Raw genomic sequence first — 16,737 nt, forward strand, 5'->3', positions numbered from 1 at the left:
TTACGCGCGCAGCGCGTTAGTCGCAGCGGGGTGGGGCGCAAGCCTCCATATGCAACATCAGAAGGGCGCCCGGCATCCCCCGCGGCGCCCTTTTTTATGCCCACCTGTCCATAAAATGACGAAAAGTTCATTAGGCAACCGCCCCCGCCGGGCGCATAACCCCCTTGTCGGGTTCGCAACCCCTGTCGGACCCGACACCTCTCCCCAAAGAGGCATATCATGACAAAGATGGTTGCCACCGCCCTCCTCGGCTTCGCTCTGATCGCCGGTAATGTTGCTCCTGCATCTGCCGCGCCATGCAAGGACGCGAAGGGCAAGTTCGTCAAATGCGCCCCCAAGCCGCCCGTCAAAAAGGCGCCCTGCAAGGACGCAAAGGGTCGCTTCATCAAGTGCAAATGACCTGACGAGCCTGTGGCGGCGGGCGGCTTTCAGCCAGGCCCTGCCGAAACCCGACGACACCCCTCCTCGCCCGTCGTCGCCAACCGCTTTTCATTCCGTCCCTTCCCGAACCCCGACTGCACATGAAGGGTTCGGGAAGGGACATATATTTTCGATCGCCTCGCATCGCCCCATCATTGAGCGGCTTCGCCCAGTAACGGCAGCGGTCTGGACAGCGTCTCCTTAAGATCAGCCATCCCATAGCGATGATAGGCCGGGCGCTGCCCATCCCACAGGATCAGCCCCATCGTATCTGCGTCCACCATCATGGGTTCGTCCATGGCCGTCACGCCCCGCGCGACCCAGGCCTGCCGTCCGGTCGCAAACGACCCGATCAGCACATCATAAGAGGCCGCGGCATCGTCGCCGACCAGAGCGACATAGGCCAACGCCTCATCCCCCGCCGCCAGCGACAGGACATGCCATTGCACCAGCCGCCGGCCATTATCCGGCAGGATATAGCGACTGCTGCCATCCACCACATTCAGCAGCAGCATGTTGCGATTATCGATCGCAGACTTCGAACTATAGCCTGATCCCCCTGTATCGGCTGCATTTTTCGCCACCACCGTCATGGCCAGGAACGGACGTCCTGCAATCCTTTCAGCACCGCTGAATCTGGGCGCGATCGACGCATTCTCATCCACGGGGCGCTGCCCCTCGACCGGACCAAGGCGCTGCTGAAAACCACTCGCGAGAGTCGCGACGATCGCGATGACGCCGATGATCGCCGCGATCCCGAAGATCGCGACCACCCAGATGTTGAAATGCCGCATACGGCGATACCAGTTTGCGCCCATGATCCGCCTCCCCGTTCTGAACCCCCAGCAAAGCATGGTTTGGCATTTCCGCCAACCGTCCAGATGGCATGCCCCTCCCCGCTTGCCCCCATCGCCCAGCCCCGCTATCGGCGCTGCCCATGACAGCGCATAAATCCGGCGACCCCACGACCCTCAACCGCCTCTATGGCCGCCAGTCGGGGCCGAAACTCCGCAAGGGCCAGCAGGAACTGGTCGACACCCTCCTGCCCGCCGTGTCGGTGCCGGCGGAGGGCGAAGTGACAGCCGCCGACCTCTTCGGTTACGACCGCCCCCTTCATTTCGAAATCGGCTTCGGCGGCGGCGAACATATGGCTTACCGCGCCGACATGCTGCCCGACCACGGCTTCATCGGCTGCGAGCCTTTCCTCAACGGCGTCGTACAGGCGCTCGGCCATATCCGCGACGGCGCGCTCGGCAATGTCCGCCTGCACATGGGCGACGCGCTCGACGTCCTCAGCCGCATTCCCGACGGTTCCCTGAGCTTCGTCTACCTCCTCCATCCCGACCCATGGCCCAAGGCGCGCCATGCCAAGCGCCGGATGATGAACCCCGGCCCGGTCGCGATGATCGCGAAGAAATTGAAGCCCGGCGGCGAATTTCGCTTCGGCACCGATCATCCGGTCTATCTGCGCTGGGCGCTGATGGTGATGAACGGCCATCCCGATTTCGACTGGCTGGCCAGCGACCCGAAGGATTTCCAGATCCGCCCCGGCGGCTGGCCCGAAACCCGCTACGAAGCCAAGGCCCGCCGCATCGGCCACGAAGTCTGGTACTTCCGCTACCGCCGAAAATAGCGCCGGCCGGCCAGGGCCGCGACCGCGTCCAGCGATCCCGGCCCTGGCCTTATCTGGTGGCGGTGACGCGGCCATCCTGCCGATCGTCAGCCGCCGGCCTGCGCCAGCCTACATCCTGTAACGCAGCGTCGCGAGGATGTTGCGCGGGTTCCCGAAGAAATTGGCGCCCGTGGGCGATCCCAGATTCTCATAATAATATTTGTCGAACAGATTGTTCACGTTGACCGTCACCGTCGCTCGGCTGGTGGCGGCATATTTGACCGACAGGTCCAGCACGGCATAGCCGTCCTGCTCCACCAGCCCGCCATAGGGCGCGCTGTAGATCCGGCTCTGCGCCTGCAACGATCCGCCCAGCGTCCAGCGGTCGAGCGCGCCGGGCAGATTATAGCTGGTCGACAGCTTGAACAGCCCGCGCGGCAGGTTCGTGCCATAGCGCCTGCCATCGGTATAAATGCCGATCGGATCATAGGTCGAACTGCTCATATGGCGTGCGCTGTTGTAGGTATAGCCGCCCGCCAGTTGCCAGCCGCGGGCGAGTTCACCCGAAACCTCCAGTTCCACGCCACGGCTGCGCACCTTGCCCGACGGCGCATAGCAGACGGTCAGCCCTGTGGTGCATTCCGTCACCGCCAACGCCATCGGCAGGTTGCTGAGCTCAATCTGGAACAGCGCCACGCTGGCATTCAGCCTGCCGTCCCAATAGCTGCCCTTGACCCCGGCTTCGTAATTCGCGCCCTGCTGCGGAGCGATCAGTTCGCCGGTGCGGGTCAGGCTGTTCTGCGGATTGAAGATCCGGGTCCAGCTGGCATAGAGCGAATGGTTGCGGTGAAAGTCGTAGACCGCACCGACATAGGGCGTGAACTGCCCCTTCACCTTGTACCGCGCCGTGGCGTAGATGGCCCCGGCCCAGCCATTGGCCGATTGCTGCTTGAACCAGTCGAAACGACCGCCCAGGATCAATGCCAGCGGCTCGGCCAGTTTCAGCCGGGCGGTGGAATAAACGCCGATCTGCTCGCGCTTCTGGTCGTGCAGATATTGGGTCCAGTCGCCGGTGATGGCGGGCTTCGGCACGGACCGCGGATCCCAGTCGAGCGGATCGAAGGTGAAGGCGGTGTAATCGGTGGGCGCGCCGATATCATGCCAGTCGGCCTTGCGATAACTGCCACCGATGACCAGTTCATGCGCCTGTCCGAACAGCGACACCGGGCCAGAGACATAACCGTCCAGGCTGAGCTGGTCCCGATCATAATGATAGGTCACCTGACCGCCGCCCACGCTGAAACGGGTTTCCCCGGCAGGGGCCGTCGCAAAGGACAGGAAAGTGCCGTTCATAGTCATCTCGCTCTGGATCGCGATGGCGGCCAGCCGCGCTTTCCATCCATTGCTGAAGTCATGGTCCAGATTGGCGAAATAGGTCGCACTCTTCTTGTCCCAGAAGGACCAACTCGGGCTCATCCGAGTGGAGCGTGGAATGTCGAGGAAGCTGCCATCCTGCGCCGTCCCGATCCCGTTCCAGTCGACGCCGGGATTATCCTCGTCGCTGTAGCTGGCACCAAGAGTCAGCAGGGTGGACGCACCCAGGTCGGCTTCAATGATGCCATAGAGCGACAGGCGCTGATTATGATAATCGTCAATGAAGCTATCCTTGTCCTGATAGGTCACGACCGCGCGGGTGCGCAGCGTCCCCGCGCTGTTGACGCGCCGCCGACGTCCATCGTCCCCAGAATATTGTTCCAACTGCCCGCGCTCAATGTGAAGATCGCCTGCATGTCGCGGGTCGGACGCTTGCGGATCAGGTTGATCGACCCGGCCGGCGTACCCGCGCCCTCCATCAGCCCCGCCGCGCCGCGCACGATTTCCACCCGGTCATACATGTCGAGAATGCCGGTGGAGAGCGCGGCTTCCTCATATTGCACCGGCATGCCGTCGATCATGAGGTTGTCGAGCTGGAACATGCGCGCATTGAAGCGATAGCGCTCGCCTCCCCATTTGGTGAGGTACAGCCCCGGCGTGGCGCGCACGACGTCGCTCAGCGTGACAAGCCCCTGATCCTCGATCCGCTGGCGGGTAACGACCGTCACCGACTGCGGCGTTTCGCGCGGCGACAGGGCCAGCTTCGTGCCCGTGCGCATGGCGGGGATCGTGTAGGAGCCGGTCGTTTCCGTCGCGACCGGATCGCTTGTGCTGCTGGCGAAACTGCCGGCACCGCTGCCGCCATTGTCGCCCTCGACCCGGACCGGACCCAGCTGGATCGAGCCACTGACGGCCTGTGGCGCGGGTTGCAGTTCCACCGATTTGGGGCCGATGAAGCGGAAGGTCAGCCCCGTGCCGGTCAGCAGGCGGCTCAGCGCCTCGGCCGGGACCAGATTGCCGGCCACCGCGCTGCTCGTCTTGCCATTGAGCAGGTCGGACCCGGCGGTCACTTCAATGCCGGACTGGCGCCCGAACAGGATGATGGCGTCGGTCAATGGCTGCGCCGGGACATTGATGCGCCGCTGCGCGGCCTGGGGCGCCGATTGCGCCATGGCAGGCGACAACAGGGTCGCGCCCGTCGCCGTCGATGCGAGCAGGACCATGGCCAGCGCGCGCCTGAAATTCTTCCCCGATAGGATAACGTCCGTCAATTCTGCCTCCAACACGATAGGAGGGGGATGCGAATATGCTATTGCCTCGCAACAAGCCCTCTCAATCGCTGGACGCTTGGTGGCCACGGATTTTAATCTGCCACCCGAAACTTTTCTAAAAAAATGCCCGGCGGCGGCGTCAGGCGCCCGACACGATCAGCAGCCAGGGCGTGATCTTGATGATCCGCCCGCCATAGGGATGGACCATGGACTCCAGCGCCTTGGCCGGATCATCGGCGTGATAGATGCCGCTGATCGGGCGCTCGCCCAGGCTGCTGTCGGTGATGATGATGCGCCCGCTAAACCAGGGGCGCAGTTCGTCGATTGCGTCGCTGATCGTGCGTCTGCGCGCCAATATCTCCCCGCTTTGCCACGCACCGATCAGGTCCGGCTGCTCGGCACCGCTTTGCAGGCGTCCGCCGCCCGCGATCCTCACCCACTGCCCGGCCGTCAACTCCCGTGTCCGGGCAGAGGATGCCCCGCCCGCCTCGACCCGCACCCGGCCATGGCGGACCGCGACCGATGTGGACGCACCGATCATCCGCACATCGAAACCCGTTCCCAATACGGTGGTGGTCACGTCCCGCGCCGTCACGCGGAAGGGGCGCGCCCGGTCCGGCCTGACCTCGAACCAGGCTTGCCCGGACAGGAGGCGGACATCGCGATGTCCCCCATCGAACGACGTCGCCATGGCGCTGTCCGGGCCAAGCCGTATCCGGCTGCCATCCGCCATCTCGACCAGCCGGACCTCGCCGGGCGCCGTCACATGGTCGGCTCGTATGTGCAACAGCAGCGATGGACCGGCGATGACCGCGACACAGGCCGCCGCCACGGCCGCCATCACCCCTTTGCGCCGCCCATGGAACCGCCAACCGGCGCGCCGGGCGACAGGCATAGTCGGCGATGCAGTCATGGTCGCCGGGGCAGGCGGCCATTGGTCCCGCAGCGCCGGTTCGCTCCCGGTGATCGCATCGGCCGTATCGGCGATCCGTGCCCAGGCAATGACATGCCCGGCATCGGCATCCAGCCAGTCGTCAAAGGCGTCCTTCAGCGCTTCGTCGTCGGGGCGATCCTGCAATCGGACAAGCCAGTCGGCAGCCGCAAGGCGCATGCTCTCTTCCGTCACAGCCCATCTCCGTCGCCATCCCGGCCAGTCCGGGAACCCGGATAACGGCGGATCGCTCTCTTCCACATGACCATGGACGATTGAGCCACGCGAAATTTAATCAGAGGCAGAAAGCCGGTCATTTGCCCATCACTCATCACAATATTCGTCACAGGCGGCCAGGCCTTTCACGATCAGGCCATGAACGAAGGGGACGGATACGCCAAGCCGCTCGGCAATCTCCCGCAACTTGTACCGGCCTATGCGGTGCATCTCGATGGCCAGACGCTGGCGTTCTGGCAGGCGCGCCAGCGCCTGTTGCACCCGTTCCAGTTCCTGCCGGGCGATCAGGGCCTGCTCGGTGCCCGGCGCGCCGTCCTGCACCGTCCGCTCCGCCTCGGCCATGTCACCGCCTGCAATCCGCGCATAGCGGTTCGCCCGGCGCAGCGCGTCGATCGCCAGATTCCGGATCATCCGCCGCAGGAAGCGTTCGGGATCGCGAATGGCATTCTGGTCCTCGATCGCCGCAAAGGCGATCCAGGCGTCCTGGACGATGTCCTCCGCCCTCGCCCGATCGGCCAGAATGCTGGTGGCATAATCGACAAGAGCCGGGCGGTGCGCCTCATATAGCCGCGCTGCCACAACGCCCTGTTCCAACGGTCACAGCCCCCTGCGAGCATCCGCAAGGCCCATGGTCGGAGAGCTGTTGCGATCAATTCTCAAGAGCACATAGGGCAAGCGCCGACATAGCGCAATCCGTCTTGCGGCTGGCCCGGTTGATGCTCGGCCGGACCAGTGCGAGAAAAGCCCCTAGGACCATTCGACATTCAGGAGATGGCGAGACGAAAATGGTACTTTTGCGTGACCCGGAGCGCAGCGGACTAAATGTCCGTGAGCACCGGAAGCACGCGAAAGTGCCATTTGCAGGCCGCCAGAACTGAATGTCGATTGGTCCTAGCGGATCAACCCCTTGGCGGCGAGACGGCTGCGTTCCGTCGCGACCTGCGCCGCCGTCATCTTGCCGCCCGCCCGGACCTTTGCGATTTCGGCGGCGGTGAAGGGGGCGCTCGCCTTCGCGGCCTTCTTCAGCGACACCGCATGGTTCAGCACGTCGGCGACATCCTGGTCGCTCAGCGTTCCCATGCCCGGCATCAGGCCCGTAATCTTCCGGTCATCTACCGTGATCGGCCCGTAAATGCCGTACAGGAGCACCATCGCCAGATAGCGCCGCCCGTCCGGGCTGGTCGCGATCTCGGACACCCGGCCGCTCAGCCGCGGAAATTGCCCCGGCAGTCCCGCGCCCGATGGCTGGTGGCACATCGAACAGCGACTGGCGAAGGTCTGGGGACCACCCGCGCTCGCCGTGCCGGATGCTGTTGCGGCCACGATGGCCAGAAGGGAAAGAGTAACGCGCCTGATACCCTGAATCATCGCCTGTTTTGCCCCCGGACATGGTGGACGCTTGACCGGAAACTGCGCCCGCCGGACTGCCGTCTCCAATTTTACGCCTCTTCCCAATCTTATATGGATGCAGCAATATTGGACAATCTTCAAATATTCGTCAAGTCGCTCTTTCACCGCCCCACGCAAAGGGTGGCGCATCGGCCCAAGCCATGATAGGAAAGCGGTCAAGGCAGATGTGACATGATACTTGCTCCCTCACGGCCCGGCATCTACGCTCGCGGGTCCGAAACGGTCGACCAGATCCTCAAGGCGGCCCTTGACGTATTGATTGACGAGGGCGCCGACGCCTTCACCCTGCGCCGCATCGCCGCCCGCTGCGACATGAAAGTCGGCAATGTCAGCTATCATTTCCCGCGCAAGGAAATGCTGATCCAGGTGATGCTGGACGAGATGCTGGAATCCTATGACAAGCTGCTGGAGGAAATGGTGCGCAAGCCCGGCCTCACCGCGGAGGAACGGCTGAAGCTGGTCATCATCCTGTGCCTGGAGGATATCCAGACCAAGCGCACCACCCATTTGTTCACCGAATTATGGGCGTTGGCCAATCAGAGCGAATTCGTCGCCGACCGGGTTCGCCTCTTCTACAGCAAGGTGCATGAAGTGATCGGCGAATATGTGGCGCAGATCAATACGGCCCTGACACCCGACGAGGTGCATAGCGTAGCGTTGTTCATCAGTGCGTCGATGGAAGGATCGACGCCGTTCCTGGGCCATCAAAAGCCTTGGGCGCACAAAATGCCGGTTTTCACCGCGATGGCCGCCATCTCGTTCGTGCATCTTGCCAAGACGGTGACTTCGCGCGATCTTGCAGGCCTGATGACGGAAGCGGCCTGAGTCCGCAGCAGGGGAGGAATGGTCTGAACGGCAGGGGCGCCACCGGCGCCCGTTCATGCTGTGGGGACCATCATGGAAGGACGCCGCCTCCTGCCCTTATGGGCAACCGACCGGAACACCGCCTGCGTCATCGCGGCGGCGCTGGCCCTGCTGCAACCCGGCATCGACCCCGTCTTCCTTACCCTGCTCACAGCCGCGACCGGCCTCGCCCCGTCCGACCATGGCTGGATCGTCGGCGCGACCCAGGGCGGCATGGCGATCGGCGCGGTCCTGGTCTGGCGCGCGGGCACCCGCCTGCCCCAGGGCACACCCGCCGTCGCCGCCCTGACCGCGCTCGCCGCCAGTCTGCTGACGCCCGCGCTGGAAGAACTGGAGGCGCTGGTCGCGATACGCGGCCTGTTCGGCATCGGCATGGGCATCGCCTATACCCATGCCATGAGCATGGCCGCGTCGCATCGGCCCACCGGGGCCTATGGCGCCGTCTTCCTGATTCAGTTGCTGCTTTCCACGCTGGTCGCGCTGGCGCTGCCTATGATCGGCAACGCCACCGGCCCCGCCGCCGCGCTGCGCCTGCTGGCACTGGCACCCGTGACCTTGCTGCTGCTGGCCGCCCACACCCCGTCTGACGCCCCGATACCTGCTCGCACACTCGCCCCGAATGAAAGGATCACACCCCCGCCACAGGCATGGGCGCTGGCCGCCGCGCTCTTCTGCTTCATCGCCGCGACCATGATGATCTGGAGCTTCGCCGGGGCGCTCGCCATGGCGGCCGGCATGGACGATAATGTGGTCGGCGCCGCCGTCGCGATTGGATCGCTGGTCGGCGCACTGACCGCGTTGGCAGTCATGCGCGAACATGCCGTCGTGCCACTGCCGCTCACGGGCCTGCTGTCGGGCCTCTGCCTGCTGGCGCCGCTGGCGCTGACCCGTCCGGGTGAACCTGCCCTGTTCATCCTTGCGATCGGCCTGCTCAATATCGGGTCGACCGCCACGATCATCCGCTTTTCCGGGCTGGCAACCTCCGCTGCCGACGGCAGCCCGCTGTTCCGCCGCTTCGTCGCCTGCGTCCACAGCCTCGGCATGATCGCCGGGCCGGTGGCAGGGTCCATGCTGTCGGACGGGTTCGGCGCGCAGGGCCTGGTCGATGGCGCGCTGGCGATGCTGGCCTGCGGCTGTGTCGCGCTGCTGGTGACGACCGTGCCGCGCGGCCGGCCCCTGCTTACCCTGCGCGGCGTGGATGAAATCATCGCCTGAATTTGCTGCATCGCAAAAATATTTTCCGAAGCCGGCTTAGCCCCCTTGACCAATTCTTGACACTTGTCCAGCCTTCGTTCGAGCGCAGGGAAAGGCGTTCAACGAGTCCTTTCCTGCCGCACCGATCAAGGGGGATCACACCAGATGTCGAACCGCGTCGTCAGGGGATTTTTCGCCGCCACTGCGCTGGGCCTTGCCCTGTGCGCAGCCGTCACCGCTCATGCCGCGCCCGCCGACACCACGGCCGCATTGGAACCTGAAACGTCCGATGTCGTGACGATGGAGCCGCCCAAACCCAACTGGTTCTTCATCGACGGCGGCTGGGACATGCCGGGCACCAGCATCTTCGACGGGGAAACCGGCAAGATGAAGGGCATGGTCGAAACCCGGCGCCTCGCCGACATGGCGATCGACCCGGCCGGCAAATATTATTATGTCGCCGAAACCATCTGGTCGAAGGGCGATCGCGGCACGCGGCAGGACATGGTGTCGGTCTACGACACGCGCGAGCTGAAACTGGTCACGGAAATCACCATTCCCGACCGCATCCTCATCGGATCGCGCAAGAATAATTTCATCATCAGCGACGATGGCAAGACCGGCTTCGTCTATAATCTCAGCCCCGCCTCCTCGGTGAACATCGTCGATCTGGTGAAGCGCAAGTTCGTCGCCAATGTCGAACTGCCCGGCTGCGCCAGCATGATGCCCAATCCGGGCGTCGGTTTCTCCGCGCTGTGCGGCGACGGATCGCTCGCCACGGTGAAGCTGACCGGGACGAAGGCCGACATCACCCACAGCGCGCCCTTCTTCTCGGCCACCGACGATCCGATCTTCGACAATTTCACCTATGACCGGAAGAAGAAGGAAACGACCTTCCTCAGCTATACCGGCCAGATCTGGACCGCAAAGCTCGGCCCGGCACCGACCATCTCCGCCCCCTTCTCGATCCAAACGGCCGCCGGCATCCGGCCGGGCGAAACCAAGCCGCTGGAACTGAACTGGTATCCGGGCGGGCGTCAGCCGATGGCGCTGCACCGCGCGACCGGCCATCTGTTCGTACTGATGCACATGGGCGAATATTGGTCGCACAAGGCTTCGGGCACGGAAGTGTGGGAAGTCGACCTTGCCACGCAGAAGGTGGTGAAGCGCCGCCCGCTGGAAGAGCCGATGAACAATATCGAAGTGACCCAGTCGGACAAGCCGCTGCTCATCATGGACGGGGAAAAGGGCACAGCCCTCGTCATCGACCTCGCCACCTGGGAGGAAAAGCACAAGATCGAAAAGGCCGGCGGCAGCACCATCACGGTCGCGGACCCGTCCTGACCATGGCGCTGGGTCTGGCGATCGCCGCGCTGGCGGCTGCCATCGGGATCGGCCTGATCCTGTTGCAGGCGGGCATATCCAAACTGCGCCATCGCACTTTGCTGCCCGGCGTGATCGCCAATTACCGGCTGTTGCCTCCAACGCTGGTGGCGCCCGCCGCGATCCTCCTGCCGCTGGCGGAGATCGTCATCGGCGCTACACTGATCGCCGGCCTGGCCCCAGTGCCGGTGCTGCTCGCCATGCTGCTGCTCGCAACCTTTGCCGGCGCGATGGCGATCAACATCCGGCGCGGGCGCAGCCATATCGACTGCGGCTGCGGCCGGTCCCAGTTGCGCCATCCGATCGGCTGGCCGCTGGTCGTCCGCAACCTGCTGCTGGTCGCACTGGTTGCGCCCCGCCTGCTGCCCGCCCCGCCGCTGTCATCGCTGGACATCGCCACCGCCGCCGCCGGCGGAGTTGCGCTGTTCCTCGCCTACCATCTGCTCGGCGCCCTGCTCGCGCTGATCGCCGCCCCAGCCGCCGCCTACCGGAGATAGATATATGCTGACCTCGCTCATCATCGCGCAGATCCTCTCCTGGGTCGTCATATTGGCGCTTGGCGTCGGGCTGCTGGCGGTCGCGCGGCAGGTCGGCGTGCTTCACATTCGCGTCGCCCCGGCCGGTGCGCTCGCCACCAGCGGCGGCCCGGCGGTCGGCGACTCCATCGTGAAGATCGACGCCCGCACCATCGACGGCGCGCCGGTTACGATCGGCGGCCATGCCCATGGCACGGCGCTGCGCCTGCTGATGTTCGTGTCCGCCCAATGCCCGCTGTGCAAGAATATCATCCCGATGGCCAGGTCCTTCGCGCGGGACGAGCGGGTCGCACTCACCTTCGTCGGCGACGATGATGTCGCCGCCCAGCGCGCGATGATCGCCCAGCATGGGCTGGACGGCTATGCCTTCGTCAACGGCCCCGATGTGGGGCAGGCCTATGGCGTCGCCAAGCTGCCCTTCGCCGTGCTGCTCGATGCCGAAGGCACCATCCTGTCCAAGGGGCTGGTCAACAGTCGCGAGCATCTGGAAAGCCTGATCGTCGCCCATGAAATGGGGATCAGGACGGTTCAGGACTATATCGGCTCGCTCAAGGCGCAGGCGGCCTGATTTTTCAAACATAGGGGGTCCGTGACATGAAGAAATTCGACGCCGATGCCATGGGGGAAAAGCTGCTGCGCAAGCTGGCCGGCGGCACCTCGCGCCGCTCCATGCTCTCGCGGCTGGGTGCCGCGCTGGTCGCCGCGCCCGCCTTCCCGCTGCTGCCGGTCAGCCGCGCCGAAGCCGCCAAGCCGGACCGCTCGCCCGAAGCCAAGACCGCCTTCGCCCGCACCGCGCAGAGCAAGGACGAAACCAAGTGCGACTATTGGCGCTATTGCGCGATCGACGGCGCGCTCTGCACCTGTTGCGGCGGCGGCATCCATAGCTGCCCGGCCGGGTCGGAACCCTCGCCCGTTTCCTGGGTCGGCACCTGCATCAACCCGGACGATGGCAAGGCCTATCTGATCGCCTATCGCGACTGTTGCGGCAAGCCCGCCTGCGGCCAGTGCGGCTGCGACAATACCGACCGCGAAACCCAGCTTTACATGCCCCAGCTCAACAATGACGTGATCTGGTGCTTCGGCACCAGCAGCATGGAATATCATTGCTCGACCGCCGTGCTGGTGGGCGCGGCCAGCTAAGGCGACGGACCCGTGAAGCGCCTATGGCTGATCGGATCGCTGGCGCTGCTCGGCGCGGTCGGCATCGGCCGCGCCGCGTTGCCGCCCATGGGGCTATTGCCTGCCGCGATCACCGATCCCGATCTCGCCCGGTCCGACTATGTCGAAAATTGCGGAGGCTGCCACGGGGTACAAGGCAGCGCCGCGCCCGCTGCCCTGCCCGAACTGCGCGGCCGGGTCGGCTGGTTCCTCTGCACGCCCCAGACCCGCGCCTATCTCATCCGCCTGCCCAATGTCGCGCTCAGCCGGATCAGGGACAATCAGCAGCTCGCCGACATGATGAACTTCGTCGTTTTCGGCCTGGGCGGCAACAGCGTGCCGCAGGGCAGCGCCCCCTTCACCGCCGAAGAAGTCGCCCGCGAACGCCGCTTCGCCCTGTCCTCCGCCTCCCTGACCGCCGAACGCGCTCGCCATGTCGAGACCGCGATCCGCACATGCCATGCGCCGGCATCGCTGCGGCTGCTGTTTCCCGCGGCGGGGCGGTAGGGTCTGTTTTGGATGGCTTCCAGTCATTGAGTGACGGGCTGCATCAGACTATTCTCAGTCGTTATGAGGCCCATAGAACTACCATCGATCATCCATGAGGCGATCCAGCATTTTTGCTCTGATGGCGATGCACTCGCGTCTGCTGGCAAATATGAAGAAGCCATCGGCGAATATAATCGAGCGTGGGAAATCGTTCCCGAACCAAAGAGCCAATGGAATGCGTCCACTTGGATTTTGGCAGCGATAGGCGACGCGGCATTCCGAGCAAACTACAATACCTCGGCGAGAGAGGCGCTGGAATACGCGATGATTTGTCCCGACGCAGTGGGCAATCCATTTCTTCATCTTAGATTGGGTCAAGTGCTATTCGATATGGGTGAGCATGATCGCGCTGCCGACGAATTGATGCGGGCATATATGGGGGCTGGAGCGGATTTGTTTGCCACCGAAGATCAACGATACCTCTCCTTTCTTCGCACCAGAGCTGCCCTCGACTGAATGCCTGTAATGGAGCGTTTTCGTCCGGTTCGCTTCCCCGCACTAAACCGGACAGGCGGCTGCCGCTCAGATCGAGCGCGAATCAATCTGCTGAATGTCGATCAGGGGTGGATAGGAGGCAGCCTGCTTCTCTTCTCCCTCCCCTTCAAGGAAGGGGGAGAAGAACCTCCGCAATTTGGTCGACGCCAGACGATCCAGAATATCGTCATCCCCCTACTCCCGCCCGTCCTTCCGCCCCTCCCCCGGCCAGCATGTCGTGCAACGCCGCCAGCATGTGACCCCCGGCATCGCCACAGCCGGCGTCAGCCCCGGTTCGGGATGCAGCCCCGCCAATATCTCCGGCGCCACCCCCTCGGGCGCGGCGCGGCTGTGGCACATCAGGCATTTGCGGCGATAGTCCGCCCGCGTCAGGCCGGAATGATCCTCCTGCGCGCGCGGTGCCCCCGGCATGGTGACCATCAGGCCCGCCACCCACAGGAAAATGGCCATGCCCCGCGCGGATATCCGGCAGAGCATGGCCATCAAGTTCGGCGACCTCTTTAGAATTTTTGGCCGAACCTTACGCCGAAGAATTGCGGCTTGATGGTGAAGGTGCGCGACGATCCTGAACAGAAGTCGATCGAGCAGAAGGTATTGCGCGTCAATTGTCCCCGCTTGTCGAAAGCATTTTGCAGGAACAGGGTCAGGCTCCAACCATCCTTCTTGATCCCGCCGGAGAAATCGAAGCTGACAAAGCCCTTGGTGTTGCCCAGCAGCGCATTGCTGTCCACGTTCAGATCCTGCGTCGCCCCGGTCTGGTACAGTGCCGCCCCCTGAAGGAAGGCGCTGTAATCGCCCAGCATCGTGTCGTAGCGGACCGACGTCGTCCCCTTGAACCGGGGCTGGCGCGGCAGGCGCGTACCACCGGCCGCCGCGACCGACGGGATCGGCGGGTTGGCCCCCACATCCACACCCGGCGCGCAGCTGCTCAACTGGCCGATCGCGGTGCCGGCATCATTCAGGGCAAAGTTGCAGAAATCGCCCTTCAGCTTGCCGTCGTTGAAGGCACCGGATGTCGATATGGTAATCTCACCCAGTTTCAGGTCGGCATCATATTCGATACCCTTGACCACCGCCTTGCCCGCATTGCCGGTCATACCCGCGCCCTGCGCGCCGGCGACGACGACGCTATACTGGATATTGTTCCACTTCTCATAATAGACGGCGGCATTGAACCGGAACATATTGTTCCAGGTCGTCTTCACGCCCAGCTCGAAATTGGTGAGCGTTTCGGATTCGAACGGCGCCACGTCCACGATCTTGCCAAGACTGCGGATACGCAGCGGGCGATTGAAACCACCAGGCCGGAAGCCGGTCGAATAGTTGAAATAGGCCATCTTGTCCGGCTGGAACTGCCAGTCGAGCGCAATCTTGTGCGTCTCGCCATCTTCCTTGTACCGGCCCGTGCCGTCGGCGGCATTGGTGTTGGTGTTGATACAGGTCAGCCGCTCATCATCGGGGAAGGGCGTCGTACAACCCACGCCCGCCGCCGATCCGGCCACGCCGGCAAAGCCCTTCACCTTATAATCGGTCCAGAAATAACGGATGCCGCCGGTCAGTTTCAGCGTCGGCGTGATGTTGTAATGGCCTTCGGCAAAGATCGCCTTGTCATGATAAAGCTGGTCCTGCTCGACGAAATAGAAGGCATCGCCCTTCACCGCCTGCGTGCCCAAAATCATCGTGCCGAGCGGATTGCCATTCGCATTGATGACGTCGCTGGTATCGAAATAGGGATTGCCGTCCTCGTCATAGGCGATGCCATACATGGCCGGCACGCCGATCAGCCCGCCCGCCACATCGCCGCCGCCGGTCGCGGTATAGCCGGTGATCGTGTCCAGCCCGCGAATGGCATAGCTGGTGTTTAGTTTGTTCGACTGCCGCTGGTAGAAACCACCGATGGTGACGTCGAACGGCCAGTCCTTGGGCGTGCTGATCCGCAATTCCTGCGTGAACTTGTTCCGCTTGGTATCGGCATGATAATATTGGGTCGGGTCGATCATCGAACATTGCTGCGACGCGCCGGTCCCGGTGCAATTGTCGAAAAATTGCAGATAGCTTTCATAGCCCGGCCCGAACCCGTCATAGGTCACGGTATAATAAGTATAGTCATTGAGCGTGCGCTGCCGCCGCTTGAAATAGCCGGTCGCGGACACGACCTCCCAGTCGCCGATATGGCCATGAATGGACAAGGCCGCCTGATACCAGCGGTCGTCATTCTTCGTCTGGTCATAGTCATGAACTTCCAGATCGCCGACGCGCGGATCATAACCGAAATAGCCGTTCGATACCTGCTTCTGCGCCGTGATCGACGGGTTGAACGCCCATCCGTCCACCGGTTCCCACAGCAATTGCAGGCGGCCGCCAAATTCCTTGATCGTGTTGTAATCATCCTTGGCGATGTCGCTATTGTCGAGGTTCCAGAAGGTGTTAGGATTATTGTCGCCCAGATTATAGACCGCCGGCGATCCATTGTTCAGCAGGCCGTTGTTGGGCCTATTGTCGATATAGCCGCCGTCGCGCCGGTAATAGCCCATGGCGCGTACCGCCAGCGTGTCGCTCAGCGGTACGTTGACATAGGATTCCAGCTGCCCGCCAAAATCGCCCTTGCCATATTTATTGGCTTCGACGTCATAACCGAACTCGAACTTGTCCAGCTTGGGCTTGTTGGTGATGAGGCGGATGGTGCCCGCCAGCGACCCCGCGCCATAAAGCGTGCCCTGCGGCCCGGACAGCGCCTCGACCCGCTCCATGTCATAGGCATGGATGTCGGGCACTTCGGTGCCGGTGATCGGGATATCGTCCAGATAATAGCCGACCGAGGCATAGGCCCCACCCGCCGGCACGATGCCCCGGAAAAAGGCGGTATTGCGGCCCGGCCCGATCCCCTCGAACGATACCGATGGCAGCAGGGCGGCGAAATCGCTCAACCCCTTCACCTGCCGTTCGGCCAGCTTCTCGGCCCCCAGCGCCTGCATGGAAATCGGCACTTTCTGGATGCTCTGCGCGCTGCGCGTCGCGGTGACAACGATCTCGCTCAGCCCCGATGCCGCGTCCGCCGCCTCGGCGCTGTCCGCCGCCTGCGGAACGGGTTCCTGCGCCATGGCAGGTGCGATCATCGGTGTCAGAAACGTGCTCGTACCCAGCACGCAGAATATGCGCATCCTGCGCGAACGGAGACGAATGGCCATACGAATACCCCCTGTATGCGTTGCGACTCGGCCTCTCCCATTTTTTCGCCCGGCTTTCCGGGTCTTGCGTGACGCATGGCGCTCGCGGTCGATCTGGACAGGGCAACAATATCCC

Annotated in this window: 18 protein-coding genes; 10 read left to right on the top strand and 8 right to left on the bottom strand. The window is 63.5% G+C overall.

Going from position 1 to position 16,737, the window contains the following annotated elements:
* The first annotated feature begins 219 nt into the window (after positions 1 to 219).
* A complete protein-coding gene (locus RQH62_RS08440) occupies positions 220 to 399 on the top strand; it encodes a hypothetical protein (protein ID WP_311268321.1) in 180 nt (59 codons plus the stop codon).
* Between the two features lie 173 nt (positions 400 to 572).
* On the opposite strand, the gene RQH62_RS08445 is transcribed toward RQH62_RS08440, so the two are convergent.
* On the bottom strand, positions 573 to 1,238 hold the full coding sequence (locus RQH62_RS08445) for a hypothetical protein (RefSeq protein ID WP_311268322.1): 666 nt from the start codon (positions 1,236 to 1,238) through the stop codon (positions 573 to 575).
* 119 nt (positions 1,239 to 1,357) lie between these two features.
* On the opposite strand from RQH62_RS08445, the gene RQH62_RS08450 reads away from it, so the two are divergent.
* The gene (locus tag RQH62_RS08450; RefSeq protein ID WP_311268323.1) at positions 1,358 to 2,053 is read left to right on the top strand and encodes a tRNA (guanine(46)-N(7))-methyltransferase TrmB; all 696 of its coding nucleotides are present in this window, start codon (positions 1,358 to 1,360) and stop codon (positions 2,051 to 2,053) included.
* A gap of 108 nt (positions 2,054 to 2,161) precedes the next feature.
* Here the strand turns inward: RQH62_RS08450 and RQH62_RS08455 are convergent, their stop codons facing one another.
* From RQH62_RS08455 to RQH62_RS08475, 5 genes are all read right to left on the bottom strand, one after another.
* Positions 2,162 to 3,790, bottom strand: a complete 1,629-nt coding sequence (locus tag RQH62_RS08455; RefSeq protein WP_311268324.1) for a TonB-dependent siderophore receptor — start codon at positions 3,788 to 3,790, stop codon at positions 2,162 to 2,164.
* Complete coding sequence (locus RQH62_RS08460; RefSeq protein WP_311268325.1) at positions 3,712 to 4,677, bottom strand: TonB-dependent receptor plug domain-containing protein; 966 nt, start codon at positions 4,675 to 4,677, stop codon at positions 3,712 to 3,714. The genes RQH62_RS08455 and RQH62_RS08460 overlap by 79 nt, the downstream gene beginning before the upstream one ends.
* A 139-nt stretch (positions 4,678 to 4,816) precedes the next feature.
* Complete coding sequence (locus tag RQH62_RS08465; protein WP_311268326.1) at positions 4,817 to 5,803, bottom strand: FecR domain-containing protein; 987 nt, start codon at positions 5,801 to 5,803, stop codon at positions 4,817 to 4,819.
* Positions 5,804 to 5,932: 129 nt separating this feature from the next.
* Positions 5,933 to 6,439 carry a sigma-70 family RNA polymerase sigma factor gene (locus RQH62_RS08470; protein ID WP_311268327.1) on the bottom strand — a complete coding sequence of 169 codons (507 nt, stop codon included), beginning with the start codon at positions 6,437 to 6,439 and terminating at the stop codon, positions 5,933 to 5,935.
* Between the two features lie 297 nt (positions 6,440 to 6,736).
* On the bottom strand, positions 6,737 to 7,168 hold the full coding sequence (locus RQH62_RS08475) for a cytochrome c (protein ID WP_311268328.1): 432 nt from the start codon (positions 7,166 to 7,168) through the stop codon (positions 6,737 to 6,739).
* 258 nt (positions 7,169 to 7,426) lie between these two features.
* Here RQH62_RS08475 and RQH62_RS08480 point away from each other — a divergent pair, with 258 nt between their 5' ends.
* The 8 genes from RQH62_RS08480 (at position 7,427) to RQH62_RS08515 (ending at position 13,395) form a co-directional block, all read left to right on the top strand.
* On the top strand, positions 7,427 to 8,080 hold the full coding sequence (locus tag RQH62_RS08480; RefSeq protein ID WP_311268329.1) for a TetR/AcrR family transcriptional regulator: 654 nt from the start codon (positions 7,427 to 7,429) through the stop codon (positions 8,078 to 8,080).
* A 72-nt stretch (positions 8,081 to 8,152) separates the two neighbouring features.
* A complete protein-coding gene (locus RQH62_RS08485) occupies positions 8,153 to 9,334 on the top strand; it encodes an MFS transporter (protein ID WP_311268330.1) in 1,182 nt (393 codons plus the stop codon).
* 144 nt (positions 9,335 to 9,478) lie between these two features.
* Positions 9,479 to 10,657, top strand: a complete 1,179-nt coding sequence (locus RQH62_RS08490) for an amine dehydrogenase large subunit (RefSeq protein WP_311268331.1) — start codon at positions 9,479 to 9,481, stop codon at positions 10,655 to 10,657.
* Positions 10,658 to 10,659: 2 nt separating this feature from the next.
* Positions 10,660 to 11,193, top strand: a complete 534-nt coding sequence (locus tag RQH62_RS08495) for a MauE/DoxX family redox-associated membrane protein (protein WP_311268332.1) — start codon at positions 10,660 to 10,662, stop codon at positions 11,191 to 11,193.
* Between the two features lie 4 nt (positions 11,194 to 11,197).
* Entirely contained in the window at positions 11,198 to 11,800 is a 603-nt protein-coding gene (locus RQH62_RS08500; protein WP_311268333.1) for a methylamine utilization protein MauD, read from the top strand.
* A gap of 26 nt (positions 11,801 to 11,826) precedes the next feature.
* Complete coding sequence (gene mauA / locus RQH62_RS08505) at positions 11,827 to 12,372, top strand: methylamine dehydrogenase (amicyanin) small subunit (protein ID WP_184265860.1); 546 nt, start codon at positions 11,827 to 11,829, stop codon at positions 12,370 to 12,372.
* 12 nt (positions 12,373 to 12,384) lie between these two features.
* Positions 12,385 to 12,897, top strand: a complete 513-nt coding sequence (locus RQH62_RS08510) for a cytochrome C (protein ID WP_311268334.1) — start codon at positions 12,385 to 12,387, stop codon at positions 12,895 to 12,897.
* A gap of 63 nt (positions 12,898 to 12,960) precedes the next feature.
* Entirely contained in the window at positions 12,961 to 13,395 is a 435-nt protein-coding gene (locus RQH62_RS08515; protein WP_311268335.1) for a hypothetical protein, read from the top strand.
* Between the two features lie 213 nt (positions 13,396 to 13,608).
* Here the strand turns inward: RQH62_RS08515 and RQH62_RS08520 are convergent, their stop codons facing one another.
* Positions 13,609 to 13,884 carry a hypothetical protein gene (locus RQH62_RS08520; RefSeq protein ID WP_311268336.1) on the bottom strand — a complete coding sequence of 92 codons (276 nt, stop codon included), beginning with the start codon at positions 13,882 to 13,884 and terminating at the stop codon, positions 13,609 to 13,611.
* Between the two features lie 50 nt (positions 13,885 to 13,934).
* Positions 13,935 to 16,595 carry a TonB-dependent receptor gene (locus tag RQH62_RS08525; RefSeq protein WP_311268337.1) on the bottom strand — a complete coding sequence of 887 codons (2,661 nt, stop codon included), beginning with the start codon at positions 16,593 to 16,595 and terminating at the stop codon, positions 13,935 to 13,937.
* Positions 16,596 to 16,737 lie beyond the last annotated feature (142 nt).

Origin of the sequence: Sphingobium sp. WCS2017Hpa-17, from assembly GCF_031843765.1 — a bacterium.
Classification (GTDB): domain Bacteria; phylum Pseudomonadota; class Alphaproteobacteria; order Sphingomonadales; family Sphingomonadaceae; genus Sphingobium.